The organism is Paraburkholderia terricola, from assembly GCF_900142195.1.
Taxonomy (GTDB): Bacteria; Pseudomonadota; Gammaproteobacteria; order Burkholderiales; family Burkholderiaceae; genus Paraburkholderia; species Paraburkholderia terricola.
Genome location: NZ_FRAB01000032.1, coordinates 49,221 through 75,717, shown reverse-complemented (window position 1 = coordinate 75,717; position 26,497 = coordinate 49,221). Strand labels below are relative to the sequence as shown.

Here is a 26,497-nt window from a genome sequence, read left to right as displayed (position 1 = left end):
GCAGTGCGCGAACATCCCGCCGGTCTTTCGCCTTCAATCCCTGCCGATCCGCAGCGCGTTCGCATAGCCGGTGAGTTCCAGATACGCCCGTCCGACGTCCGCGCCATCGCGGCTCACCCGCACCGCACCTTCCCAATACACCGCACCGGTCGATTGCCTGGAATCGAGTTCCTGGTCGTCCATCAAGGGATCGAGCCGCCATGTCAGCGCGCCGGTCTTGACCGTCATCGAAACCGGATAGGGCGTATTCGTGCGCGGCGAGCGCCAGGTGCGTACCGGCGTGAAGTCGACCTGATCGCGGCCGAACGTGGTCACGTCGCCGGCGCGATTTCGCAATGCCGCATGCGCCCACATCGCGCGCCCATCGCGACCGCGAATTCTGAACGCCATCAACGCCGAGCCATCCGTCAGATTGGCGCCGAGCCAGTCCCAGCCGAGCGCATTCGCGTCGAGCAGCGTGCTCGACCATTCATGATCGAGCCACGCGGCGCCCGTGACGGCCGTGCCGTCGTTCGATCTGCCGCCCGCCGCGGCCGGTCGAACGACAGTGCCGGTTACGCGCAAGTGCGGCTCGCTGTAGTAATAGCTCGCCTGTTCAGGCCGCGGGCCTTTGCGTGAGTATCCGCGCTCGCCCTGGAGCAAGGGCGCTTGCGTCGGCGTCAGCGCGAGATGCAGCGAGAAGCCGTCCGCGTCGACCGTGACGTCATAGTGGCCGTCCGCGGCGCGAACGATTTTCCATGCATCGAGTTTGACGTCGGTGTTGTTCGGCTTCGCATAAGCGAGTCCGAAACCCTGGCGGGCAATGCGCTGATCGTGCGCAAGATGCCCCAACGCCGGATCGCTCAACGCGGCATGCGCGATGATCAATTGCGACGGCGCGAAAGCGCTCGGATCGGCCGGATCATGACCCGTTGCCGAGCGAAAGAACGTGATCTGAAAACCGAGCGGCTGTTTGTCAGGCGTATCGAGCCAGCCGGTTGCGTACCACCACTCGGTGCGAAAGCCGTCATGCGCGCCGCTGTCTTGCGCCAGCGAGATCGAATGGCCCGGCGTTACCGCTGCAAACTCCGGCGTCGCGGCGAACACCGACGAAGCCAGCAAAACGCCCGCGCAAAGTAGCGCCCGCATCACCAATCCTCCTTCACCGCGCGCACCGCATCCACCGACACCGCGCCGCGTCCCGCGATCACCGCCGTCGAGCACGACGAAGCCAGCATCACCAGCGCGACCGTGCCCAGCACGGTCCACGGAACGTGCAGCGACATGCTCCAATGAAACGATTGCGGATTGACGACGAACACCAGAATCAGACTGATCGCGAAGCCGAGCGCGAAGCCCATCGCAATGCCGCAAGCGGTAAGCATGCCGCCTTCGAGCGCGAGAATCGCGAGAATCTGCGAGCGCGTCACGCCCACGTGCCGCAGCATGCCGAACTCGCGAGCCCGCGCGAGCGTCTGCGCGGAAAACGTCGCGGCCACGCCGAACAGGCCGATCACGATCGCCACCGCCTCCAGCAGATAAGTGACCGCGAAGCTCCGGTCGAAGATGACGAGCGTGCGCGCGCGAATCTCGCCGGGTAGCGACAGATCCAGCGATGCGCCAAAGGGCAGCGCGCGCAATCCCGCCATCACGCGTTCGACGCTCGTTCCCGGCTGCACGGTCACGGCCACATCGGTCGCGCTCGTGTCGGCGGTCAGGCGGCGATAGTCGGCGAGCCGTATCTGGATCGCGCCCGTCTGCCGCACGTAATCGCGCCACACGCCGGCCACGACGAACACGTGGCCGCGCTCGCCAAGCGGCAATTGCACGCGCCGGCCAAGCTGGTACCCATACAGATCGATCATGGCTTCGGATACCCAGATGGGTGTTTCGTCTTCGTGAAGCTCGGACGGACTCAGTATCGCGCCGGTCATTTGCAGGTTCGCGCCGGGATCGGCGGCGTCGATTTCACGCGCGAGCACGGCGATGTCCGGGCGCGCGGGATCGAGCGTGAGATGCGACGTGCGGGCGAACGCCGCCTTGCGGATGCCGGGCACGGCTGCGAGCAGCGTCTGTTCAGCGGGACGCAAGCCGCCGGTATCGCCGTTCGGCGCTGCGCGCACGTACAGATCGGCCGACAGCAGATGACCCAGCCAGTCCTCGACGGAAACACGGAAGCTGGCCACCATGATCGCCATCGCGACGATCAGCGCGAAGCTCGACAACACGCCGCCCATCGCGATCGACGCGTGGCCCGGCGCATTCGCGAGACGCGCCAGCGCGAGCGTGCCTGGCGCGCCCACGCGACGCCGCGCGCCGAACGCACGGCTCGCCGCGCCGAAGAGGAGCGCGGTCACGCGCGGCATCAACGCAATCCCGCCGAGCAACAACAGCGCGACGGCGAGATAGCCGGCAATCGGCGCATCGAACAGGGGCGGCAAACGCGTGAGAACGGCGGCGGCGAGCAGGCACAGTAGAGCGGGCCACGGCGTGGCGAGCCGCGCCAACGCGCCTTCCTCGGCGCCCGCCTTGAGCGCGGCCGCGGGCCTCGCGCGGGCCGCTTCCAACGCCGGGGCGAGACTGCCGAATACCGACACCGCGATTCCCAGCGTCAGAAACAGCGCGCTGGCGAGCGGTTCGAAGCCGACTTGCGGCTCTACGCCGGGAAAGTAGCCGCCGCCAAGATCGCTGCCGAAAAAGCGCAGCGCGCCGCTCGCCATCGCATAGCCGAGCGCGAGCCCGGAGAGCGAGCCGAGCAGCCCCAGCAACGCGCCTTCCATCAGGATCTGGCGCAGCAACTGGCCGCGTGTCAGTCCGAGTACGCGCAGCATCGCGAACTGCGCGCGCCGCCGCACGACGCTCAGCGCCTGCGTCGAAAACACGAGGAACGCGCCGGTGAAAAGCGCGACTAGCGCGAGCACGTTCATGTTGATTCGATAAGCGCGCGATAAACGATCGGTGCGGCTCTCGGCATCGCGTGTTTCGGCGATCACCCACTGGTTGCCCAGGCGTGCCTGCAGTTCACGCCTGAAGCGCTCGCGGTCCACACCGCGTTTGAGCAGCAAGTCGACGCGCGAGAGCTTGCCGACATTACCGAACTTCCATTGAGCGGCGGCGATGTCCATCACCGCGAGCCGCTGACCCGGACGCGTTCTCACCAGGCCGCCGGCCACGCGCAAATGCACGATGGACGTGCCGCTTCGCAGCGCGATGCGGTCGCCGGTTGTCACCTTCAACCATTGCTGCGCCGCCGTGGAGAGAAACACCGTGTCGCTCGCGAGCGTATCGAACGGCCGGTCCGGCGACGGCACGCCGGTCAGATCGGGCGCGATGCGGCTCGCCTTGAAGACGTCGATGCCGAGCACCGGCAGCGCGGCGCTTTGATTCGGCACGGTGACGTCGAGCGCGAGCACGGGACTCGCCAGCGCGACGCCGGGCTCGGTTGCGAGGCGCGGATAAACGGACTCGTCGAATGAAGCGTGCGCGCCGCGCACCTGAAGATCCGCGACGCCCGAGAGACTGCGGGCCGCCGCGGAGAATTCAATGAAGGCCGCGCTATTGATCAATTGCACCGCGTAACCGAGCGCCACGCCGAGCGCGATGGTGGCGATCGCGACCAGCGCGCGTCCGCGATGACTGCGCCATTCGGCGCCGAGCAGCCAGCGCGCGAGCAGGCGGTGTCCGTGCCTGCGCGGCAGTGAACGTGGCTCAGTGCGCGTCATGGTCGGATCGCGCGGTGTGCCCGGACGATGCGTGCAAACCGCGATCGCTCAGAATCAGTATGCGGTCGGCGATTGCCGCGGCGGCTTGCGAGTGCGTGACCATGATCGTGGCCGCGCCCGTCGCCTTGCTTTGCGCGCGAAACAGGGCGAGCACGTCGTGCGCGGTATCGGGATCGAGATTGCCGGTGGGCTCGTCGGCGAGAATCAGTTTGGGATGATGCACGAGCGCGCGCGCGATTGCGACGCGCTGCAACTCACCGCCGGAGAGTTGGCGCGGAAAATCGTCGCCGCGGCCGCTCAAGCCGACCGCCGCGAGCATGTCGAGCGCACTGGCCGTGGACAGATCGTTCAGCAACAGTGGCAGCGCAACGTTTTGCGCGAGCGTGAGATGCGGCAGCACGTGGAATGCCTGAAACACGAAGCCGAGTTTTTGCCGGCGCAGACGCGTGGCCGCATTGTCGTCGAGACGCGCAACGGCGCTTCCGTCGATGACCACCTCGCCGCTATCCGCGCTGTCGAGACCGGCGATCAGATTGAGCAGCGTCGACTTGCCGACGCCCGAGTCGCCCATGATCGCGACGAATTCTCCCTGCTCCAGCGTGAAATCGAGTTGCGCCAGCACGATGCGGCCGGCGCCATAGCTTTTGCTCAGTCCGCGGCACTCGAGCGCGGGAACGGCAGTGTCCTCACCAGGCATGCGGTATCCGGTCAGTCAGGCAGAAGAGGGCGGCGTGGCGGCGGCCGATGAATGTGCGCGCCGCGCCTGCGTGTTGTTTGTGAACCGGCGCAGTATAAGCGGCTTGCCTGCGTGGCGCAGGGCTCGCCGCGCGCGCTCCGGGACGCGCTTCATTATCGTTCGCCGCCGTACCCCGATGGAACAGCGCTTGCTGCGACCCAGCGGCGGTCGACGACTGCTCGCCAGCCTCAGCGCGGCGAAAACGTCCTTTCCGGAGTGCACCATGACCAGCCAGATCTCGCAGCAACTTGTCGACACACAGAGCGCCGGCATCGCCGCTTTTGGCGACTTCGCGCAACGTGCGTTCGAGGGTTTCGAAAAAGTGACGCAGTTGAATGTGCAGGCGATCAAAACGAGTCTCGCGGAACGTCAGGCGATTGTGTCCGAAGCGCTGTCGCCTGCCTCGCCATTCGACCTGTTCCTTTTGCAGACGCAACTGACCGAAGCCGCCGCGACCAAGGCGAAAGCCTACATGACGCATCTCGGCGAAATCGTCGCGCAGAATCAGCTTGAATTGATCGCCACGGCGCGGCAGGGCTTCGCGAACTACGCGCGCGAATTCGAGGCGTGGATCAGCGCCGCCGGCGACGACGCGCAGCAAACGGGTGCGGACGCGGCGTACCCGATGCTTCCCTCGGCAACCGCGATCAGCGAGACGGAGCAACAGACCGACGTCGCGATCCTCGACAGTACCGGCAACGTGGTGTCGGGGCGCGGCTCGCGCCGGCGCTCAACGAATTAGGCGCGAACGTAATAGGGCGATGAGAAGAACCTGCTCTCGTCGCCGAATGCTTTCAAAAACATAACATCGCGTAGTCCAGCCGCGGCTTCCTCTTCTCCTCATGCCTCGCTTGGGGGCATGCAGCCCTTCGTCTTCCTCGTTTGACGAGTGACGGAATGTGCGTCTGCACATTCCGTCTTTTCGTTCAAGAGCGTTCCTAGCAATGGCGCGTTTCGCCCAGTACTTTTTTTCATTGATGCGCTGCAAAATCTTTTATATAAGGGTAATCTCCTACTCCTTGCTGATTTGCCTCAAAGAAACGTCGTTTAGTACCGCCCGACTTCCTCAGCGAACCAAAGCCTTCAAATCCGTTTCAATGCTTTCTCATTTGAAAGTATTGGAGGGGTGTTTTGCACTCGTTTTCGCACACCAAGTATCCAAGAACACATGCCATTGCCTCCGCTTCTCAGTCTTCTCATCTGGATCCCCATTGTTGCCGGCCTGGTCGTGCTGCGCGCCGGATCGGACAAGGCCCGCGGCCGCACCCGCATGCTCGCTCTCGCCGGTGCGGTGGCGGGCTTCCTGCCGGTGATTCCGCTGGTCGCGAATTTCCGCAACGACGTCACGTCGATGCAGTTCGTCGAGAACGTCCGCTGGTCGCCCACCTTCGATATCGCGTGGCATGTGGGGGTGGACGGGATTTCGTTGTGGCTGGTCGCGCTGACCGCGCTTACGACGATCATCATCGTCGTGGCTTCGTGGGAGTCGATCACCGAGCGCACCGCGCAGTACTTCGGCGCGTTCCTGATGCTGTCCGGTTTCATGCAAGGCGTGTTCACGTCGCTCGACGGCATGTTGTTCTTCATCTCGTTCGAAGCGACGCTGATTCCGCTCTATCTGCTGATCGGCACGTGGGGGCATTCGAACCGCTCGTACGCCGCGGTGAAGTTCTTCTTCGTCTCGTTCCTCGGCTCGCTGATGATGCTGATGTCGATGCTGTATCTGTATAGTCAGACGCACAGCTTCGACCTCGCGCTATGGCGTGAAACGCGCCTCGGCACCATGCCGCAGGTTCTGATCTTCCTGGGCTTTCTCGCTGCCTTCGGTGTGAAGGTGCCGATGTGGCCGCTGCATAGCTGGCTGCCGGACGTTCACCTCGACGGTCCGACCGGCGCCGCCGTGATGATCGGCATGCTGAAGCTGGGCGGTTATGGCCTGCTGCGTTTCGCGTTGCCGATCGCGCCGCAGGCAAGCCACTTCTTCGCGCCGATGATGATCACGCTGTCGCTCGTCGCGGTGATCTATGCGAGCCTGCTGGCGCTCGTGCAAACCGACATGCGCCGTTTGCTCGCCTATTCGACGGTCGCACACATGGGGCTCGTCACGCTCGGTCTGTTCGTCTTCAACCGCATCGGCCAGGCCGGCGCGATCGTGCAGATGCTGTCATACGGCGTGGTGTCCGGCGCGATGCTGTTGTGTACGGGCATGCTGTACGACCGCACGAAAACCGCGTCGATCGCCGAATACGGCGGCGTCGCCAATACGATGCCGCGCTTCGCCGCATTCGTGATGCTGTTCTCGATGGCCAATATCGGGCTGCCGGGCACCTCGGGTTTCGTCGGCGAGTTCATGGTGCTGATGGGCGCGATCCGCTTCAACTTCTGGATCGGCTCGATCGCGGCTTCCACGCTGATCCTGAGCGCGGCCTACACGCTGTGGATGTACAAGCGCGTGATCTTCGGCGCGATTGCCAATGCGCGCGTCGCCAAGCTTCGGGATCTCGGCAAGCGCGAGTTCGCGTTGCTCGGCGCAATGGCGCTGCTCGTGCTCGCCATCGGCCTCGATCCGAAGCCGTTTACCGATGCGATCGATCCTTCGGTCGGCACGCTGCTGGCGCAATCGGAGCGGTCGGTACGTCCTGCGGAGTCGGCGCCGGACGGCGGCGATCATTTGCAGGCGGCGGTTCCTGCTGCTGTGGCGGTCCGCACGCCGGGCTGATGGGGTGGGGTGCATTGCGGGTGCGGCATGTGCGGCGCGGATGCTGCGTCAAAAACAGTTCTGCGCGCTTCGAGACAAGCCTCTTGAATCACGCTCTTGCATGACGCGGTGGTTCAGATTCTCGTGCAGGTCGTCGTGCATCCGGTTTTCTTCCCGCACATGAAGACCTCTGGTTTGGAAGCGTGCTCGTTCACAGCGCTGACCGCGCTCATGTGATCGGCGCGTCTTGAAGGGGTTTTTGTGTCGACGGGCATATGGCACGCCGTGGGGCTCGACGGCTTTGAGATTGACCCGCCCGCAAACACCAGTTAGCATCGTTTCCATGATCGCTTCTATTCTTTCCCGTCCGCATTCTTTGCGCGCATGCTGTCACAGCCTGCCGAGGGGAGCTTGCGTCTAGCGAGTCGAGCTGAACACGTCCGTATCCCTGAGGCCACCCGTTACACGACCGGTGGCTTTTTTCATTCATGAAGCACTCAGCGCGAAAGAATCAAAATGCCGCTCACCCTGTACGACACGTGGTCGCGCGCCTTGCGCGCTTTCAAGCCGATTCGCGCGAATCACGTTGGCCTCTACTGCTGCGGCCCCACCGTGTACGACCACGCGCATATCGGCAATCTTCGAACGTATGTGTTCGAAGACGTACTGCGGCGCGTGCTGACGCTGAACGGCTACATCGTGCGGCACGTCGTCAACATTACCGACGTCGGCCATCTCGTCTCCGATGCGGACGAAGGCGAAGACAAGATGGAAAAGGGCAGCCGGCGCACCGGCGAATCCGCATGGGCGATTGCCGAACGGTACACGTCGGCGTTCATGGACGACTGGCGCGCGCTCAATTTGCTGGAGCCCGCCGTCTGGTGCCGCGCGACCGATCACATTGCCGAGCAGATCGACTTTATCGACGGGCTCGAGCGCAATGGCTACACGTACACGACGACGGACGGTGTCTACTTCGACACGAGCAGGCAGGACGATTACGGCTATTTGGCGCGTCTCGACGCAGCGGGCCTGCATGCCGGCAAGCGGATTGCGCTTGGGGAAAAGCGGCATGCGACGGACTTCGCGCTGTGGAAATTCAGCCCGCCCGGCGCCACGCGTCAAATGGAATGGGACAGTCCGTGGGGACGCGGTTTTCCAGGCTGGCATATCGAGTGCTCGGCGATGTCGGCGAAATATCTCGGACCGTGGTTCGATATTCATTGCGGCGGTGAAGATCACATTGCCGTGCATCACAGCAATGAAATCGCGCAGACTCAGGCGCGCCACGGCACGCGACTCGCAAATTTCTGGATGCACGGCCATTTCCTCACGCTGGACACCGGCAAGATGTCGAAGTCGGGAGGTGACTTTGTGCGCCTGAGGACGTTGAGCGAGCGCGGCATCGATCCGCTTGCCTACCGTTATTTGTGCCTGAGCGCCCATTATCGGAGCAGTTTACGTTTTAACGATGCCGCGCTGAATGCGGCGCAAGCCGCGTTGGAACGCTTGCGCCGCACTTACGCACAGTGGCCGGAGGGCGGCACGCCGGACGCGAATTGCATGGCCCGCTTCAAGGCCGAGGTCGATCTGGATCTGAACCTGCCGCGCGCACTGGCGGTGTTGTGGGACGTGGTGAGGAGCGAATTGCCTGCCGCGACGCGAAGAGCGACCGTCGATCGCCTGGATGCGGTACTCGGTCTCGGTCTCGCTGACTGGCGAGACGACACCGCCACGATTCCCGCGGAAGTCGCGCTACTGGCGCAAGAGCGCGTAAAGGCCCGCGAGGCCAGGCGTTGGAGCGAAGCCGACCGTCTGCGTGATGCGTTGCGAGCGGCGGGCTGGCATGTGGAAGACAGCTTGAGTGGGCAAGTGCTGCGGCCGCTCGATAAACCGCGATAGTGCGGCGCTGGATCGCGGCGCCGACCGTCCGCGCGCACCGCTCGCAAGATTGTGGGCACAATTGACAAAGGCGCGAGCCGCGCCGCCCATCACCAACCCAGCACCAACCCAGCACCAAAAGGAGCACCCATGAGCCAGCTTCAACCCATCGACTATTCCACCGCATCCCCGCAAGTCAAAGCGGTCTACGACGACATCAAGCAGACCCGCCAGGTGGACGACGTCAACAACTTCTGGAAATTCATCGCCAACCATCCGCCGACACTCGCGCGCACGTGGGACAGCCTGAAAGATGTCATGGCGCCGGGCGCGCTCGATCCGCTGATCAAGGAACTGCTTTACGTCGCGGTGAGCGTGACCAACAACTGCGGCTATTGCGTCGCGAGCCACACGGCCGCGGCGCGGCGCGCCGGCATGACCGACGAGATGTTCGGCGAACTGCTGGCGGTGGTCGGCATGGCGAACGAGACCAACCGTCTCGCCGTGGGCTATCGCGTACCGATCGACCCCGCGTTCGAATAGCCGAACGCGGCGTTAGCGTTAAACGCAACGCGCCTTTAACGCGCGCTCCATTCCGCGAGCAGGCGAGGCAACCCGGCCATGTCCCGAAAGATCTGCGCCGCGCCCGCGCCATGCAAGGCGGTGGCGCTGCTGTGGCCCAACTCGCTCGGGCAATAGCCGAACACGGTGGCGCCGGCGGCCACGCCCGCCGTTGCGCCCGTCACCGTATCCTCCACCACCGCGCAACGGCGCGGGTCCACGCCCAATGCGGCGGCGGCCGCCAGATAGACGTCGGGATACGGCTTGCTGCGAGGCGTTTCGTGACCGCTGAAAATCCGCCCTTCGAAGCACTCGAGAATGCCCGCCTTGGCGAGTTGCAATTCCACCTTGATGCGGTCCGCGCCCGACGCCACCGCAATGCGTCCGTTCAGCGCCGAATGAAGCGCGCGCACCGCGGCCGCCGCGCCCGGAATCGCCACCAGTTCCCGATCGAGCGCCGCATTGCGGCGCGCGCGAAACTGCATGAGCCAGTCCGCCGTGATCGCGTAGCCGGTGCGCGCCTCGATCAACGCGGCTTCGTCCTTCACGGCCTTGCCGACAAAAATGCGCATCGTCTCTTCGACGCTCAAATGCCAGCCCAACTCGCCGAGCATGTCGGTGAGCACGCGGTTGGTGATGGGTTCTGAATCGACGAGCACGCCGTCGCAGTCGAAGAGTACGGCGTCGAAGGGAAAATCGGCCATCTGGCGGGTAGGGATAAAAGTTCGTGGAGCCGGCAAGGATACCTCACCGGCTCTCACGACGCCGCGCAGCGCAGCGGCAGCGCGAGGCATGCGTGCGCCGTCACGCTTCAGGACTTGCCGTCCTGATACCCGTCGTTCAACGTTTTCATGAACGCGATGATGTCCTGTATGTCCTGATCGTTCATCGCGGGCTGATCGCCGAACTTGCGATCGAACGGCGCGTCGCCGACATCGACGTTGGCGTGGTACTGCGCCGGCAGATCGTCGTACTTCCGCACCTTGCCGGCCGCGTCGCGCGGATAGATCTTTTCCGGCGCGGTATTGCGCAGGTTATAGAAGTCCATCACCTGCTTCAGATCGTGATACACGCCGTTATGAAAAAACACCTTGCGTTGCGCCGCATTGCGCAAGGTCGGCGTCAGGAACATCCCGCAGTACTGCGTCTGTTGTGCGAGATCGTGGCGAAACGGCCCGCATACGCCCATGTCGAAGAAGGTCGGGTTCTTGTTGGCCGGAATCGCCGGATTGCGCGGCACGCCCAGCGCTTCATACTGCGTGTCGGTGAAGAGCGGCGGCAAGCCGTCCTTGCTCGGCTGGCTCAAATGGCAGCCCGCGCAGTTGGCCTTGTCTTTATCGTTGAATAGCTGCAAGCCATGCAGTTCGGCATGCGTGAGACGCGCCTTGCCTTCGAGCCAGTCGTCGTACTTGCTGCTGAACGCATGAAACGACGGGTCCTCGATCTGATACCGACCCACGGCGAACATCGCCTCGGAAATCAACAGGCTCGGGTTGCCGACGATAGCGGGGCCGAACAGTTGCCTGAACTGATCCACGTACCGGGTTTGCAGCAGCTTGCGCGCGACATCCTCCGGCGTGGCATTGGCCATTTCCACCGGATTCGTCAGCGGCCCAAGCGCCTGGTCCTGCAACGTATCGGCGCGGCCGTCCCAGAACAAGCCGCCTTGCGGCACCATCGCCGGAGCGGCGGGCGCGGCGAGCGCGGTCTTTTGCGCGCGCTGCATGCCCGCGGCCTGCGACGCGAGTTGCGTCATGTCCACCGGCGCGTCGGTGTCGCCCTGATCCGGGCCGATGCTGAACGGCGCCTGCCGGTACAGATACGTCAGCGAAGGCGGCGGCCGGTAGCCCGCCTGATTCAGATGCGCGCCGCCGAGTTGCACGGGGAACGCGTTATCCGGCCCATACGAATGCTGCGGCGAGTGGCACGACGCGCACGATTGCGTGCCGGAAGCCGACAGGCTCGTGTCGAAGAAAATCTGTTTGCCGAGCAGAGCGACCGCGCTCAGCGGTGCGTTTTGCGGACGCAGCAAATGAACCGGATGCGGATTCGCGCCGGTGAGGTCCTCGACGATCGCGCCCACCGCGGGCGGCATGCGCTCGGGGTAGACCAGCGCATACGCGCAATAAACGATGAAGGCGAGCGCGATGCCCGCCGCGCTCCATGCAAGCCGCTTGCGCCGCGAGCGGCGGGCGATCACCGGACCCGGCTCGCCGCCCGCGGGCAAAGGCGATGGCAAGGTGGTGTCTGAAGAATGGTTCATGGCGTTGGTGACAAGTCATTCGATCGGTGCGATCAAAACGCGAATCGAGCCAGCACGTTTGCACTGGCTCGACGCCTGATTACATCTCGCGGTCTTTCACGCTGGGTTTGAAGCCTTGCTTGCGGGCGCGATGCACGAATACGGCTGTGTGGATCGCGCCACGCACGGCATGAGGCATGAGCGCGCTCAAATAGCGGGCGGCGCCGAGAGCTTCGTGCCGAGGTTCGGATCGAGATACAGCGGCGGCGTCTTGCCCGCGCCCGCGAAGTCGAACAGGTTCATGATGCTGCCCGCGCTCGCGTCGAACGAACCGCCGCCGAGGCGTTGGCCGCCCAGCCAGTTGTCCTCGATGAAGCGCACCACGGAGGCCTGCGTGATCGGCGTGTCGTCGACGAAATTGACCTTGGCCCACGGCGACACCACGATAAACGGCGTGCGCGTACCCGGACCGCAACGGCCGTTCACCGCGCCGCCGTTCACGCCCTGCGGCTGCACCGCGCCCGCCGCCGTGCACTGGCCCGCGCCGGAGAGGTTGTCGCTGCCGGCCACCGTCTTGCCGCCGGCCGATTGCGCGGTGGTCGAGTCGAACGACGAACTCGTCGGCGCCTTGAAGCGATGGTCGTACCAGCCGTCCGAATCGTCATAGGCGACGATCACGGCGGTGTTCTTCCAGTCGGGCTGCTGTTCCAGGAAGTTGACCACCTTCGTGACGAAGGCCTGCTCGTCGATCGGATCGGAATTGCCCGGATGGCCGTCTTCCACGGCGGGCGCTTTCAGGAAGCTCACCGACGGATAGTTGCCCGCCTTCACCGCGGCGAAGAAGTCGTCCGTGTCGTACTGGTGGTGAACCGGCGTGGCGGTGTTGTCGAGCGGATCGGTCGAGCCGATCAGCGCCGTCGACGACGGACGCGTATGCGCGAGGTTGGCCGTGCTCGCGTAATACTGGAACCACGCATGATGCTGCACGTAGTCGGTCTTGGTCGCGTTCAGCACTTGCGAGAACGTGGAGCGCGCGCAGCCGGTGGTGCCGTTCGGATTGACCGTCTGCAGGTTGAAGCCGCCCATGAAGCCGCCCCACGTGAGGCCCTTCGCGTTGAGCAGGTCGCCGATGTTCCTGTTCTGCGACGACATCGTGCCCGTCACGGTGCTGTGCGCCGCGATCGTGCAGACGTCGCCGGTCGGGTCGAGATCGCCGATCATCGTGAAGCCGCCCGTCGAATCGGGAATCGCGTTGGCGGAAGTGCCGCCCGACACGATCACGCCGTTGTTCTGCCCCGACACGACGGCGAGCGCGCCCGGCGTCGACGGACCGTAGGTATCGGTGTACGCGTTCTGGTTCATCGCGAAGTTCTGCGCGTAGTTCCACAAGGCGGTGACGGTATTGCCGTCGAAGTAGCCGAGCACCTGGCCCTTCGTCGCAAACGCGCCGGTGCTGCCGGCAATCGTCGAACCCGCCGCCGTGAAGAGCGGGAACGAGTCCATCGCGCCGTTGTTGTAGGCGAGCTGTTCCGCGGCATACGCGTGATTCTGGCTCGCCGTGTTGGCCTGCGAGCGGTCCAGACGGAACGGCAGCAGATCGGCTGCCGGCAGGCCGAGGCCGAGAATCGTCACGAGGCCGACCGTGCGGCCCGCCGTGTTCGGTGAGGTGGGCAGCGCGTTCGGGTTCGTCGCGATGAGGTTGTTGCTGCTGAGGTTGTTGACCGCCGGCGTGCCGGCCGCCGCCGTGAATTGCGGCTCGCCGACCGGATTGGCGGCTTGCGGGTAGGTCGCGAAGTAATGATCGAACGACACGTTCTCGCCGAAGATCACGACCACGTGCTTGATCGGCGTGGCCGTTGCAACGGCGTCCTGCGCCGACACCATCGCGGCGGGCGCGGACGCGCTCGGGCTCACGGTATCGTTGCCGCACGCGGCGAGCGCGAGCAGCGCCGCAAGCGGAATGGGTAAGAGGGTTCTACGGAACATGTGACGGGCTCCAGATTCGACTTCGCCGTTCAGCGTTTCCATCGACGTGCGTGTGGAAATGAGCTGGGGATATTGTTAGAAAGGGTGCTGATGGTCTTGCCGCAAGAAACTGCGCGCATTGAAACACCCGCTGATTAAGATTTCGGGGCGTGGACATTACGTCACCTCTCGATCGCCATTCGTTTGCATAACTCAGGCTGTCGTTCCGCTGACATGCGGCGGCCGGGCAGCCGCCGCGCCTGCCTCGATTCGCGCGCGGAAATATTGCGCGGTCGCCTTCAACCCTTCGTCGAGTCCGGTTCGCGGCTCCCAGCCGAACAACTCGCGCGCGCGCGAAATATCCGGCCGGCGATGCCACGGATCGTCGGTCGGCAGGGGCCGCAATTCGAAGCGCGATGAAGAACCGGTCAACTGGACGATGCGCCCGGCGATCTCCAGCATGCTCACTTCATGCGGATTGCCGAGATTGACGGGGCCGCCCGAATCATCCGCCGTGTTCATCAAGCCGATGAACGCGTCGATCATGTCGTCCACATAGCAGAACGAGCGGGTTTGCGAACCGTCGCCGTAGAGGGTGATGGGCTCGCCGTGCAAGGCCTGCATCATGAAGTTCGAGACCACGCGGCCATCGGCGGGATGCATGCGCGGCCCATACGTATTGAAGATGCGCGCGATACGGATCGACAGCCCGTGCTGGCGCCGGTAATCCATGAACAGCGTTTCGGCGCAGCGTTTGCCTTCGTCGTAGCACGAACGCGGACCGATCGGATTCACATGGCCCCAGTAGTCCTCTTTTTGCGGATGCACGAGCGCGTCGCCGTACACCTCGCTCGTCGACGCCTGGAAGATTTTCGCCTTCACGCGCTTCGCGAGCCCCAGCATGTTGATCGCGCCGTGCACGCTGGTCTTGGTGGTCTGCACCGGATCGTGCTGATAGTGGACCGGCGAGGCCGGGCAGGCGAGGTTGAAGATCTCGTCCACTTCCACGTAGAGCGGAAAGGTCACGTCGTGCCGCATCAATTCGAAGTTGGGGCAATCGAGCAGATGCGCGATGTTGTCCTTCGTGCCGGTGTAGAAGTTATCCACGCACAGCACGTCGTGCCCTTGCATGACGAGCCGTTCGCACAAATGCGAGCCGAGAAAACCGGCGCCGCCGGTGACGAGAATCCGCTTGCGGGTGAGTTCTTTCATGATGTGTTCTCGATAGTGGAGCGCGTCGGTTTCGCGGGCCGGCCGGCTCAGGCGGTGACTTGCAGCAGCGCGTCGTGCCAGTCCTGCGCGAAGCGGTCGATGTGAAAGCGCTCCAGCGCCGTGCGCCGCGCGCCTTCGCCGAGACGCCGCGCTTCGTCCGGATCGCGCAGCAGGTCGTTCATTGCGTCGACGAGCGCATCCACGTCGGTATGCACGAAGCCGTTTTCGCCGTTGCGGATCACGGTGGCCAGTTCGGTGGTGGCGAGGCCGACGATCGGCATGCCGATCGTCATCGCCTCCACGATCGCGAGGCCGAGGCTGGTCCAGCGAATCGGATTGAAGAAGAAGCGATAGCGCGCGCTGAACCCGGCGAGATCGAGATTGCCGATTTCGCCGAGCCCGCCCAGCCGCTCGGCGTCCATGCCGACCAGATCGAGCGGCACGCGCGTGCGCACCTCGCTGAACACGTCCGCGCCGAGCCGGCGTCCGCGCTGCGCCAGATGGTTCACCACCACGATGCCGCGCCCCAGTTCGCCGGTGTAGCGCACGCGCTCGGGCACCACCACGCCATGCTCGATGACGCGGGTGGGCGTGACGCCGCAATCCCACATCAGGCGGTTGAAATGCGTGACGTGTACCAGCAGCGTGTCGGGGTCGTCGACCCAATGCCATTGCTGAAACGGATTGTCCTGCGGCGGATCGTGCTCGACATAGACGCGCGGCAAGCGCCGTTGCGCTTCGCTCAGCACGTGCTCGCGGTCGTGTTCCCAATGCGTCTTGTGCTGATACAGGATGACGTCGAATTCCTGGTTGCGCACGTCCTCCGCGTCGACCTCGTGAACGTTGTCGCCCCACGGCAGCACGCCGACCTTGCCCGCATAACCGGGCGGATGGCCGGGCCGCGTGACGAGATAAAAATCGTGCGGCGCCTGGGTGAGGTAGTACAGATAGTTGCCGTGCACGTGCCAGGTCAGCACCCGCAGGCGGCGGCAGTCACGCAGCATGATGCGGCTCCTGAAAACCGAGGTTGCCGGATGACGCGTGCAGCGCGTACGGCTGCGCCGGGCGCGCGTCGCCAACTCGCGCAAGCTGCGCGCGCGCCGTCTCCACCACGCGTTCCACGCCGATGTTCAACGCGCACGGATGACCATACGGACAGTCGCGGAACATGCACGGCCGGCACGCCGGATAGTCGGCCAGCACGCGATGCCGTTCGTGGTCGAGCGGCGCCCAGCGCCGCGTGTCGCTACCCGAGGCGATCACGACCGAGGCGGTGTCCATCGCCGCCGCGATATGCGACATGCCGGTGTCGTTGCACACCACGAGCCGCGCGTGGTCGACCAGCGCGGCGAGTCCGCCCAGCGAGGTCGCGCCGCCCAGGTGCAGCGCGGGCGCGGTCATCGCGCCGAGCGCCGCGCCGGTGACCGGCGCTTCCGCCGCGGTGCCGGTGATCGCGATCTGCCAGCCGTCGGCGGCGAGGTGGTCCGCGACCTGCGCGAAGCGCTCGGCGGGCCAGCGGCGCGACGGCAACTGCGCGCCCGGATGAATCAGCACCAGCCGATGCGCTTCGATGCCATGCCCGGCGACGAGCGACGCGTATTCGGCCGCGTCCTGCTCGGTTAGCGGAAACGACAGACGCGGCGCGATGACCGGCGCGCCGAGCGCGCTCATCAACGCGAGATAGCGCTCGGACTCGGGCAGGTGCTCGGGCCAGGCAATGAAGCCGCCCTCGCGGTGCGGCTCGTTCGCCTGCACGAAGCCCGCATAGGCGCGGGCGCCGAATTCGAACAGCAGATCGTTCGCCACGCCGCCGCTGCCGTGCAGTTGAATGGCGAGATCGAAGTGGCGGGCGCGCATCGCTTCGTAAAACGCGGGCAGGCCCGCATCCGTTTCCGGCTGCTCGGGAAAACCCGTCGCGCCGGGAAACACCACGAGTTCATCGACCAGATCGGTGTAGCGATCGACGAACGCCTGCGCCCACGGCAAGCCGATCAGCGTGATATGCGCGTGCGGCGCGGCGAGCCGCAACGCGCGCAGCGCGGGCACCGCGCACAGCATGTCGCCGAGTTGCAGCGCGCGAAAAATGGCGATGCGGCGCGGCGCGAGCGCCGCGAGAAACGTGGGTGGAGTCATAGAAAGAACACCTTGAAACGGACAGCGCCGTAGAGCCGCCAGAAGATCGAGAGAAACGGAATCGGGATCGACGTCCACGCCATTTCGGCGACGTGACGCCAGCCGAGATCGCGCCCGCGCAAACGGCGCACGCAGAAGTAGCCGGTCAACGCGATCCATACGGTGAGGCCGGTGGAGGCGGCGGCAGCGTCGCCCGCCAGGCCGCCGATCAGCGCGAGCAACGCCGCGCCGAGAATCGCGTAGTAGAGCAGCGGCGGCGTCGAGCGAATTCGCGTCCTGAAGAGTGCAGGGTGCTTCTTGAAGAGCAGCGCGTCGAACTGGCTCTTCTTCTGCTGCGCGAGGCTCACGCCCCAACGCGCGGGCCGCACGGGGTGCACGACCACCGCATCGTCGGCGCGCACGATCTTGCCGCCGGCATGCAGCAGCCTGAATTGCAGATCGGAATCCTCGCGCCACGCCGACGTGAAGCGTTCGTCGAAGCCGCCCGTCATCGTGAGGAAGCTGCGCACGACGAACGCGTTCGCGGTGGCGAACTCGGCGCGCTCCAGGCCGCTCGCGTCGGCTTCGTAATCGGTCGGCAAGGCGGGCAGCGGCACGACGATGCGGCCCGCGGCGGCGGCCGCGCCGTGCGCGAGCGCCGCGACGCCGTTGGCGAGCCATTGCCGGTTGGGCAGCGTGTCGTCGTCGGTGAAGGCGATCATCGGCGAACGGGCCACGCGCCAGCCGGCATTGCGCGCGCCCGCCGGTCCCTGGGTGCGCGTGACCGGCACATAGCGCAGCACGGGGCCGCGTGCCGCCTGGGCGTCGCGAAACCGTTCGACGCAGGCGCGCGTGCTGTCGTCGGGACCGTCGTCGCACACGATGATCTCGTAGCGCTCCGGCGCGAAGTCCTGGGCGATCAGCGCGTGCAGGCAGGCGGCGAGCATCGCCGGGCGCCGGTAGGTCGGCACGACCACCGAGACGTCCAGATGCGCAAGCAGCGCGCCGGGATAGCCGGCTGCGATCGGCTCCGCCGCGTGCTCCGGCATGTCGATCGAACCCAGCTCGATCGGTCCGCCCGCGGATGAACTCATGCGCCGGCTCCCGCTTTGCGCACGAGGAACGGGCCGATCACCAACGCGTCGAGCGGCGAGGTCCAGAACGATTCGACCGCGTCGCGCGGCGAATTCACCATCGGCTCGCCGCGCGTGTTGAACGACGTGTTCACCAGAATCGGCACGCCGGTGCGCTGCCTGAACGCGTCCAGCAGATCGTAATAGAGCGGATGCTGCGCGCGGTTCACGGTCTGCACGCGCGCGGTGCCGTCCACGTGACGCACGGCCGGAATGCGCGCGGCCTTGTCGGCGCGCACGTCGAAAATGAACAGCATGAACGGCGCGACCTGGCCGTCGACGAACCACTCGCTCGCGTGCTCTTCCATCACGACCGGCGCGACCGGGCGGAAGTCCTCGCGGTCCTTGATCTCGTTGAGCTTCGCCTGCATGCGCGGATCGATCGGCGAGGCGAGAATCGAGCGCGCGCCGAGCGCGCGCGGCCCGAATTCCGTGCGCCCCTGATACCAGCCGATCACCTGGCCTTCGGCAAGCAGGTCGGCGGTTTCCCCGGCGATGTCGATGAGCTGGCGATAGGGGACTTTGGACCAGCGCAGGAATTGCTCGATTTCCTCGTCGCTGTACTCGGGGCCGAGATAGGCGTGATCCATTCGCCAGCGGCGCGTGCGGTCGCCGAGCTTGCCGCGTTCCTGATAGTCGATCCACAGCGCCGCGCCGAGCGCGGTGCCCGCGTCGCCCGCGGCGGGTTGCACCCACACCGTGTCGAACGGGCCCGCGTCGCGCAGTTTCGAATTCATCACGCAGTTCAGCGCGACGCCGCCCGCCATCGTCAGCTTGCTCAAGCCGGTCTGTTCATGCAGCCAGTTGCCGAGTTGCAGCACCGTTTCTTCCAGCACGCGTTGCAGCGAATTGGCGATGTCGAAGTGACGCTGTTCGAGCGGGCCGCCACGTTCGCGCGGCGGGCCGAACCGTTCGACGAGGCGCGGCGCGTCCACCGTGTAGCTGCCGTCGCTGCGATAGCGCACGATCTCGCGGAACACGTCGACGTAGGCCGGCTTGCCGTATGACGCGAGCGCCATCACCTTGTACTCGTCGGATGAATGCAGGAAGCCGAGCCAATCCGTCACCGCCTCATAGAGCAAGCCGAGCGAATGCGGCAGTTCGACCTGCTTGAGCCGCGTATAGTCGCCGCCGACGAATTGCCCCATGCTGGTCGTCACGCCTTCGCCGCGTCCGTCCATCGTGAGCACGGCGGTGTCGTCGAACGGCGCGGCGAGAAACGCGCTCGCCTCGTGCGCGAGGTGATGCTCGACGAAGTGCCACGTAAAGCCCTTGTCGCGGTCCACGCCCTGAAAACGCTTGCGCAGATGATGCGGCGCGCCGTCGAGCAATTGCCCCTTCGCATTGGCGATGTAGCTGAGAAAGAGCGGGTCCCACGGCGACGCGGACGGGTCCGTCAAGCGCGTGCTGGCCGGATCGAACGGCAGTTCGATGGTGGCGCCGGGGCGCCTGGGCATGCCGCCGAACAAGGCGGGATCGTATGAATAGGCGACGTGATCGACCTCGGCCAGCGTGATGCCGGCGGCTTTCAGGCAATAGTCGATTGCGTCGAAGGGCAGTTGCCACGTCGAGAACGGCACGGGACGCTTGGCATGCTTGACGTGCGTGAAGCGCTCGTCTTCGGCGGCGGCGAGCACGACGCCGTCGCGCATCAGGGCCGCGGCGCTGTCATGGTAGACGGCATTGATTCCGAGTGTGTACATGAGCGTTCGCCATGAAGTGGGGTTTCAGGGGGCCACCGGTATGCCGGTGAATGGAGGCGGCGAGTCGGCGCGCGGGGCGTCGTCGGGCTCGTGCGCGGCCTGGCTGGCCGTTTCAGCCGCGCCGTCGACCGGTTGCCGATGCGCCTGCGCCTGCGCCCGCAAGTCCAGTGCCGCTCGCACGACCTCGCCGGGCGCGACGCCGAGCAGACACGCGTGATGCTGCTGCGGACACACGCTGCGATAGCACCAGCGGCATTCGACATCGCGAAACAGCACGCGATTCGGCGTTTGCCACGGCGTGTGCTGCGGATTGGTCAGCGCGTACAGATCGACCACCGGTGTCGCGAGCGCGGACGCGAGATGCACCGGACCGCTGTTATTGGAGATCAGCACGCTTGCGCGTTCGATCAACGCGGCGAGTTCGCCCAGCTTCAACGCGCCGCTCAAGTCGTGCAGTTGCTTGCGCACGCGCGGACCGGCCGCCTCGATCACGGCTTCGACCAGCGGCCGCTCGGTGGAACCGCCGGTAATCAGCACGGGCGCGCGGGTTTCGCGCGCGAGGCGCGCGGCCACCTTGCCGAAGCGTTCGGGCGGATAGCGCCGCGACGCAGCGGTCGCGCCGGGGTGCAGCACGATATAAGCGGCGTCGCCATCGACCCCGCGCGCCGCCAGTTGCGCCTGCAACGTCGCGCGGTCGTTCGCGTGGACGCTGAAGCGCATGCGCGTGTCCGCCGAGTGCGCGCCGACCTGGCGCACCAGATCGAGCTGCCGTTCGACTTCATGGCGCGTGCGCTGCTGCGGCTCGGGTTCGCGCAACCAGTCGGTGAGCAGCGAGTAGGGGTTTTCGCGGCAATGCGCGAGACGGCGCGGAATGCCGGCGAGATAGCACAGCATCGCGGCGGGCAGCGGACTCTGGCTATACACCGTGAAGATCACGGCCGCGTCGAAGCCGCCGCGCCGCAAGCGCTCCTGCATCTGCTGATCGTCGGCGAGCGTGCGGGCGTTCGTATGCGGATTCGCGACCCAGGGTGCGTCGTATTCGATGACGTCGTCCACATCGTCGAGGAACGGCGCGAGCGCGACCCCGCTCTTCGAGCCGAGCAACGTGAGATGACGGCCGGGCGCGCCCTCGCGCAACGCGTGCAGCGCCGGCGTGGTCATCAGCACGTCGCCGAGATTGTCGAGCCGCACGCACAGAATGCGCTTGACCTCGTCGCCCCAGCGCGTGACCGGTGACGTGTCCGGCACGCGGGCATGCGCCAGCATCGGCTGAACTAAAAGAAGCGGGGCGTTCGGCGCGTTCATTACACGGCTTCCTCGCCGGCCGGCGCGGCATGCGCCGCCGCGCCGCTGTCGCGCACGACGATTCGCGCCGCCTCGTACAGATCGACGGCGCGCGCGGTGGGCACGCGGCGCGGTCCTTCGAGCCATTCGGTTTCGTGACCGTTATCGAGCAGAATCGTGCGGCAGCCCGCGCGGTTGCCCGCTTCGACGTCGTCGAGAATGTCGCCGATGAACCAGCTTCGCGCGAGGTCGAGCCGGTGCTCGCGCGCCGCGCGCAGCAGCATGCCGGGCGCGGGCTTGCGGCAATCGCAGAGCGTCGCGTACGGCGCCACGCTGCCGCGCGGATGATGCGGGCACCAATAGGCGCCGGCCAGCGTGGCGCCGCATTCGGCGAACATGCGGCGCAGTTGCGCTTCCACTTCGATCAACGCGGCACGCTCGAACTTGCCGAGCGCGACGCCCGACTGATTGCTGACCACGATCAGTTGGAACGGATGGCCGGCCAGCAGCGTCAGCGCCTCGCGCGCGCCGGGCGCGAAACGCATTGACTGCGGATCGATGTTGTACGGCACGTCGTCGAGCAACGTGCCGTCCTTGTCCAGGAAAACGGCGGTATCCAGCATGATGTGTCGCCTGCCCATAACGGATGCGAGTGGCCAGGCGCCGCAGCGCGCGGCGCGGCCTGGCGGATCGAAACGGCAACTGCCGGCTAGCGGAACGACGCGCCGGCCGCGGCGCGCAGCGGCACCTCCTCGCGCTCCTCGCGCGTGCGGGCGGGCGCAAGCCGCGCCGCGCGCCGATAGATGTGCGCAAGCGACTCGCCCACGCCGTGCCACGTGAATTCCGCGCGCGCCCGCGCGAGGCCCGCTTCGCCCATGCGGCGCGCGAGCGCCGGATCGCGCCGCAATTGCTCCAGACGCGCGGCGAGCGCCGCCGGATCGCGCGGCGGCACGAGGAAACCGGTCACGCCGTCGGCCACCGAATAGCGGATGCCGCCGACATCCGCGCCGATCACCGGCGTGCCGCAGGCCATCGCCTCGACCGGCGTGATGCCGAACGGCTCGTACCAGGGCGTGGTCACGAACACGTCGGCGGCGCTATAGAAGTAGCGCAGTTGCGCGCGCCCGCGCCGGCCGATGAAGGTGGTTTGCCCGGCCACGCCGCATTGCGCGGCGATGCCGCGCAGCCGCGCGATCTCGGGCGTGGCGAGCTCGTTGGGCGCGTCCGAGTTGCCGCCCACCACGTACAGTTGCGCGTGCGCGCCGAAGCTTTGCCTGAGCATGCCGACGCCGCGCACCACGTTGTCGATGCCCTTGCGCTGTACGAGCCGCCCCAGTTGCAGCACCGTAAATTCATCTTGCCGCCAGCCGAGCGTCTTGCGGGCCGTGGCGCGGTCGACCGGCTGGAACTCGTCGGCGTCGAAGCCGCACGGCACGATTTCGATGCGGGCGGGATCGGCCCGGTAGTGCTCGATCAGGTCGGCTTCGTCTTGCGGGCATTCGGCCACCACCACGTCGGATCGCGCGACGAGGTCGTCCTCGATGGTGAAGCGTTCGTCGGGAAAGCCGTCGTCCGCGCCTTGATGAAGGCGACGCACGCGGCCGAGCGCGTGAAACGTCGTGACGAGCGGGATGCCGAGCGCGGCTTTTACCTTCAGCGCGGCGAGGCCCGACATGAAGAAGTTCGCATGCATCACGTCGTACGGTTGGCGCTCGCGCCGGAAGAACTCGATCAGAAACGCGGCGAATTCGCCCATGAAGGGCAGCAGTTGTTCCTTCGGCAACTGCTTCGGCGGCCCGGCCGGAACGTGAATCACGCGAATGCCGTCCATGTCGGAGACGAGCGGCAGCAACGCGCGGTCGCGCCGCGTGAACACATCCACTTGATGGCCCATCCCGCTCAGTTGGCGCGCGACGTTCGCGACGTAAATGTTTTGTCCTCCGCTATCGACGCCACCGGCGACCGCGAGAGGGGAGGCGTGTTCACTGATGAGGGCGACTTTCATTGACGTTCCTTCGCATGATGGGCGTTTTCAAAGCGTTGGCGTGAGCGCCCTCGCGAGAGCGGGTGGGCGGGGCGCAGAGGCTACGCATGTACTTCGGCCTGAGCATCCGATGTGCCCGTTCGTTTCCACGCCGGGCCGCAACGCTTGCCGGCGCATGCACTGCACCTATGACGCTGTGGCGTTCCCTGTTTGCATCGGGACCAACGCTGTGGCGTTCCCTGTTTCTACAAGCGGTATGTAATTTCGCGTGCGTTGCATGCGTCGCGTCATGCAAGGAGGAAAATTTTGGCGTGATCTCGAACCTCGCGATGAACCGAATTACGCTATACGTAGGCCGTTTTTCGCTGTTCGGCGGGCGCGGCGCTTGCTGCGCGCTTGCTGCGCGCTTGCTGCGCGCTTGCTTGCTGCTTGACTGCCGCTCGTTACTCGCAAGGCTCGCACGCAAGGTTTTCGATGAGCGTCGAACGCGCCGCGCAAATGTTCCGGGCTCGCGCATCGCGAACGAGCCGCGCACAATATCTCTCACTGCCGCCGATCAATCCTCATCAGGGACACCATGCCGAATTCCGCCACGCTGCCCCGCTCCGATCTGACGCGCCGGATCGTCGCCGATCTCGCGCGCGCGGTGTGGCGCTACCGCAACCAGACCGTCGCGGCCGTCGTGCTGATGGTGACGGCGAAACTCGCCATCGTGCTGATGCCGCTCGCGCTCAAGCGGGTGGTCGACGACCTCGGGCATCCGGCGGCGCAGGCGCTGTTTCCGGTGTTCCTCGTGCTGGCCTATGCGCTGCTGCGTTTTCTCGGCGACGCGCTCAACGAAGCCCGCGACGTGGTGTTCAGCATCGTCACGCAGCGCACGGTCGCGGCGTTCACCGAGCGCACTTTCGCGCATCTGCACCGCATGAGCGCGCGTTTTCATACGAAGCGCGAAACCGGCGCGATCGTCCGCGACGTGCAGAAAGGCGCGGACGGCATCGGTTTTCTGCTCGGCGTCGCGCTGTTTACGATCGTGCCGACCGCCTTCGAGATCAGCGCGATCGTGGCGATCATGGTGAGCAGCTATGCGCGCGAGTTCACGCTGGTGATCTTCGCGACCTTCGTGTGTTATGCGGCCTATACGTTCGTGTTCACGCGGCGGCGGGTGGCTTACCAGCGCGCGGTGAACGTGCTGGAGGCGCAGTCGGACGGACGGCTGGTGGACAGCCTGCTCAACTACGACACGGTCAAGTATTTCGCCACCGAGGACACCGAGACCCGGCGGCTGAACGCCGTGCTGGAAAAGTGGGTGCACGCGCGAACCGCCAATCAGCGCGCGCTGACCGCGCTGCACGTGGGACAAAGCGCGGTGATCGCGCTCGGCATCGCGGCGATCATGCTGCTCGCCGCGCAGCATGTGATGGTGCGGCAAATGAGCGTGGGCGACCTGATTCTGGTGAACGCCTACATCATCCAGATCTGCATGCCGCTCAACACGCTCGGCTTCGTGTTTCGCGAGACCAACGACGCGATGGTCAACGTCGAGCGCATGTTCGCGATTCTCTGCACGCAGGGACGCGTGGGCGAGGACATCGACGAAGCCGCGGCGCAACCGCTCAAGGTGAGCGCCGGGCAAATCTCGTTCGAGCACGTGGATTTCGGCTACGACCCGGCGCGGCAAATTCTGCACGACGTGGATTTTCACGCGTATCCGGGCAAGACCCTGGCGGTGGTGGGCGGCAGCGGCTCGGGCAAGTCGACCCTCGTCAAGCTGCTGTTCCGTCTGTATCAGCCGAACCACGGCGCGATCCGCGTCGACGGTCAGGACATCGGCCAGGTCACGCAGAAGAGCTTGCGCGAGGCGATCGGCATCGTGCCGCAGGACACAGTGCTGTTCAACGAAACCATCGCCTACAACATCGCCTATGGACGCCCTGGGGCGACCCGCGCCGACGTGGTGCGCGCCGCGCGCGCGGCGCAACTGAACGAGTTCATCGAACGTCTGCCGGATCACTACGACACGCGCGTCGGCGAACGCGGCGTGCGGCTATCGGGCGGCGAGCGGCAGCGCATCGCGATCGCGCGGGCCATTCTGAAGGACCCGCGCATCATCGTGTTCGACGAGGCGACCTCGGCGCTCGACACGCGCTCGGAGCGCGCGATCCAGACCGAGTTGACGCGGCTCGCGCGAGGCCGCACGTCGATCGTGATCGCGCACCGCCTCTCCACCGTGGTGGACGCCGACTGGATTCTGGTGATGGAGCATGGGCGCGTGGTGGAGCAGGGCACGCATCGCGAACTGCTGGCGCGCGAGGGCGTGTATTCGAAGATGTGGTCGCTGCAATGGCAGCAAGGCGAACTGGAGCATGCGCAACGCAAGCTCACCGCGCGATCGGTGAGTCTCGCCGCGTTGACGGCCGGCGTGATCGACGCGTTGCACGACGAACTTGCGGCTCATCGGGTCACGCTGTATCCGGTGCTCACCGACACCGATTTGCGCGTGACCGGCGACCCGAGCGTGTTGCAGCCGCTGATCGCCGAACTGTGCCGCGACGAAATCGTCCAGGCCAAGCCGGGGCAGCGCATCGAACTGCGGGTGGAGCGCCACGACAACTACGCATGGGTGAGCGTGCTCGGCATGGGCGACAAACCCGCGGAGTTGTCGCAGGCCGCCGCGCGGCACATGGAAGAAACCCTGGCCGCGGCGGGCGGCGGCTTCACGTTGACGCCGCTGGGCGGGCGGCTCGCCTATGTCGCCATGTTGCCGCTGCGTCCGGTGGCCGACTCCGACGCGCCCGCGCCCGCTACCCAGGGGCCCGACGTTGTCGACCGGGCCATGCCGCTCGACGGTCTCTTCGTGATGGCGATCGACGATCAGGAAGACGCGCGCGACGCGCTCGAAGCGGTGCTGAGCGCGAGCGGCGCGCGCGTCAGGCTGGCGGCGTCCGGCGACGAGGCGCTCGCCTGGCTCGCGAACACGCCGACGCAGCAATGGCCGCACGCGCTGGTGTGCGATATCGTGCTCGCCGATGAAGACGGCTACGACGTGCTGCGCCGTTTGCGGCGTCTGGAAGCCGAGCGGGAATTGCCCCTGGAGGAACGCTTGCCGGCGATTGCGCTGACCGGCTACGCCCAGGCCGAAGACCGCATTCGCGCGAAAACGGCGGGCTTCCAGGCGCATCTGACGAAGCCCGTCGCGGCGGACCAGTTGATCGCCGATATCCGGCATCTGGCGATGGCGTCGGCGCGCGCGGCTGTTTGAAGCGTGAGCCTGCCGGCCGCGCTTCG

The 26,497-nt window shown here is 65.8% G+C and carries 19 protein-coding genes; 5 read left to right on the top strand and 14 right to left on the bottom strand.

The features are described from left to right. Window positions 1-33: 33 nt before the first annotated feature. Genes BUE39_RS23715 through BUE39_RS23705 form a run of 3 tightly spaced genes read right to left on the bottom strand, consistent with a single transcriptional unit; the run spans window position 34 to window position 4,398 of the window. Window positions 34-1,128 (bottom strand): lipocalin-like domain-containing protein, encoded by a 1,095-nt coding sequence (locus BUE39_RS23715; protein ID WP_073431155.1) that lies wholly within the window; start codon window positions 1,126-1,128, stop codon window positions 34-36. Beyond that, window positions 1,128-3,701 (bottom strand): ABC transporter permease, encoded by a 2,574-nt coding sequence (locus BUE39_RS23710; protein ID WP_073431154.1) that lies wholly within the window; start codon window positions 3,699-3,701, stop codon window positions 1,128-1,130. The genes BUE39_RS23715 and BUE39_RS23710 overlap by 1 nt, the downstream gene beginning before the upstream one ends. After that, window positions 3,688-4,398, bottom strand: a complete 711-nt coding sequence (locus BUE39_RS23705; RefSeq protein WP_073431153.1) for an ABC transporter ATP-binding protein — start codon at window positions 4,396-4,398, stop codon at window positions 3,688-3,690. Before BUE39_RS23705 ends, BUE39_RS23710 begins: the two co-directional genes overlap by 14 nt. Before the next feature lie 262 nt (window positions 4,399-4,660). Between BUE39_RS23705 and phaP the strand changes: the two genes are divergently transcribed. The 4 genes from phaP to BUE39_RS23685 all read left to right on the top strand — a co-directional run bounded on the left by phaP (window position 4,661) and on the right by BUE39_RS23685 (window position 9,559). Next, entirely contained in the window at window positions 4,661-5,179 is a 519-nt protein-coding gene (phaP, locus tag BUE39_RS23700) for a TIGR01841 family phasin (protein WP_159442588.1), read from the top strand. Window positions 5,180-5,605: 426 nt separating this feature from the next. Next, window positions 5,606-7,156, top strand: a complete 1,551-nt coding sequence (locus BUE39_RS23695) for a complex I subunit 4 family protein (protein WP_073431151.1) — start codon at window positions 5,606-5,608, stop codon at window positions 7,154-7,156. Between the two features lie 495 nt (window positions 7,157-7,651). Further along, a complete protein-coding gene (gene cysS / locus BUE39_RS23690) occupies window positions 7,652-9,037 on the top strand; it encodes a cysteine--tRNA ligase (RefSeq protein WP_073431150.1) in 1,386 nt (461 codons plus the stop codon). A gap of 129 nt (window positions 9,038-9,166) precedes the next feature. Then, entirely contained in the window at window positions 9,167-9,559 is a 393-nt protein-coding gene (locus BUE39_RS23685; protein WP_073431149.1) for a carboxymuconolactone decarboxylase family protein, read from the top strand. 35 nt (window positions 9,560-9,594) lie between these two features. Here the strand turns inward: BUE39_RS23685 and BUE39_RS23680 are convergent, their stop codons facing one another. The 11 genes from BUE39_RS23680 to BUE39_RS23630 all read right to left on the bottom strand — a co-directional run bounded on the left by BUE39_RS23680 (window position 9,595) and on the right by BUE39_RS23630 (window position 23,233). Then, on the bottom strand, window positions 9,595-10,281 hold the full coding sequence (locus BUE39_RS23680; protein ID WP_073431148.1) for an HAD family hydrolase: 687 nt from the start codon (window positions 10,279-10,281) through the stop codon (window positions 9,595-9,597). Between the two features lie 107 nt (window positions 10,282-10,388). After that, window positions 10,389-11,840: a cytochrome-c peroxidase gene (locus BUE39_RS23675; RefSeq protein WP_073431147.1), complete on the bottom strand. Its 1,452-nt coding sequence runs from the start codon at window positions 11,838-11,840 to the stop codon at window positions 10,389-10,391. A gap of 186 nt (window positions 11,841-12,026) precedes the next feature. Continuing rightward, window positions 12,027-13,805, bottom strand: a complete 1,779-nt coding sequence (locus BUE39_RS23670) for a phospholipase C (protein WP_073431165.1) — start codon at window positions 13,803-13,805, stop codon at window positions 12,027-12,029. 192 nt (window positions 13,806-13,997) lie between these two features. Next, the gene (locus BUE39_RS23665; RefSeq protein WP_073431146.1) at window positions 13,998-14,996 is read right to left on the bottom strand and encodes a UDP-glucuronic acid decarboxylase family protein; all 999 of its coding nucleotides are present in this window, start codon (window positions 14,994-14,996) and stop codon (window positions 13,998-14,000) included. 47 nt (window positions 14,997-15,043) lie between these two features. Further along, window positions 15,044-16,000: a glycosyltransferase family 4 protein gene (locus BUE39_RS23660; RefSeq protein ID WP_073431145.1), complete on the bottom strand. Its 957-nt coding sequence runs from the start codon at window positions 15,998-16,000 to the stop codon at window positions 15,044-15,046. Beyond that, on the bottom strand, window positions 15,990-17,129 hold the full coding sequence (locus tag BUE39_RS23655; RefSeq protein WP_073431144.1) for a glycosyltransferase family 9 protein: 1,140 nt from the start codon (window positions 17,127-17,129) through the stop codon (window positions 15,990-15,992). The genes BUE39_RS23660 and BUE39_RS23655 overlap by 11 nt, the downstream gene beginning before the upstream one ends. Then, window positions 17,126-18,202 carry a glycosyltransferase family 2 protein gene (locus BUE39_RS23650; protein ID WP_084561470.1) on the bottom strand — a complete coding sequence of 359 codons (1,077 nt, stop codon included), beginning with the start codon at window positions 18,200-18,202 and terminating at the stop codon, window positions 17,126-17,128. The genes BUE39_RS23655 and BUE39_RS23650 overlap by 4 nt, the downstream gene beginning before the upstream one ends. Beyond that, complete coding sequence (locus tag BUE39_RS23645; RefSeq protein WP_073431143.1) at window positions 18,199-19,944, bottom strand: carbamoyltransferase family protein; 1,746 nt, start codon at window positions 19,942-19,944, stop codon at window positions 18,199-18,201. The genes BUE39_RS23650 and BUE39_RS23645 overlap by 4 nt, the downstream gene beginning before the upstream one ends. A gap of 24 nt (window positions 19,945-19,968) precedes the next feature. Continuing rightward, on the bottom strand, window positions 19,969-21,210 hold the full coding sequence (locus BUE39_RS23640) for a glycosyltransferase family 9 protein (RefSeq protein ID WP_176035810.1): 1,242 nt from the start codon (window positions 21,208-21,210) through the stop codon (window positions 19,969-19,971). A 38-nt stretch (window positions 21,211-21,248) separates the two neighbouring features. Continuing rightward, complete coding sequence (locus BUE39_RS23635; RefSeq protein ID WP_073431141.1) at window positions 21,249-21,851, bottom strand: D-glycero-alpha-D-manno-heptose-1,7-bisphosphate 7-phosphatase; 603 nt, start codon at window positions 21,849-21,851, stop codon at window positions 21,249-21,251. 86 nt (window positions 21,852-21,937) lie between these two features. Beyond that, window positions 21,938-23,233: a glycosyltransferase family 4 protein gene (locus BUE39_RS23630; RefSeq protein ID WP_073431140.1), complete on the bottom strand. Its 1,296-nt coding sequence runs from the start codon at window positions 23,231-23,233 to the stop codon at window positions 21,938-21,940. 556 nt (window positions 23,234-23,789) lie between these two features. Between BUE39_RS23630 and BUE39_RS23625 the strand changes: the two genes are divergently transcribed. After that, window positions 23,790-26,471 (top strand): ATP-binding cassette domain-containing protein, encoded by a 2,682-nt coding sequence (locus BUE39_RS23625; RefSeq protein WP_073431139.1) that lies wholly within the window; start codon window positions 23,790-23,792, stop codon window positions 26,469-26,471. Window positions 26,472-26,497 lie beyond the last annotated feature (26 nt).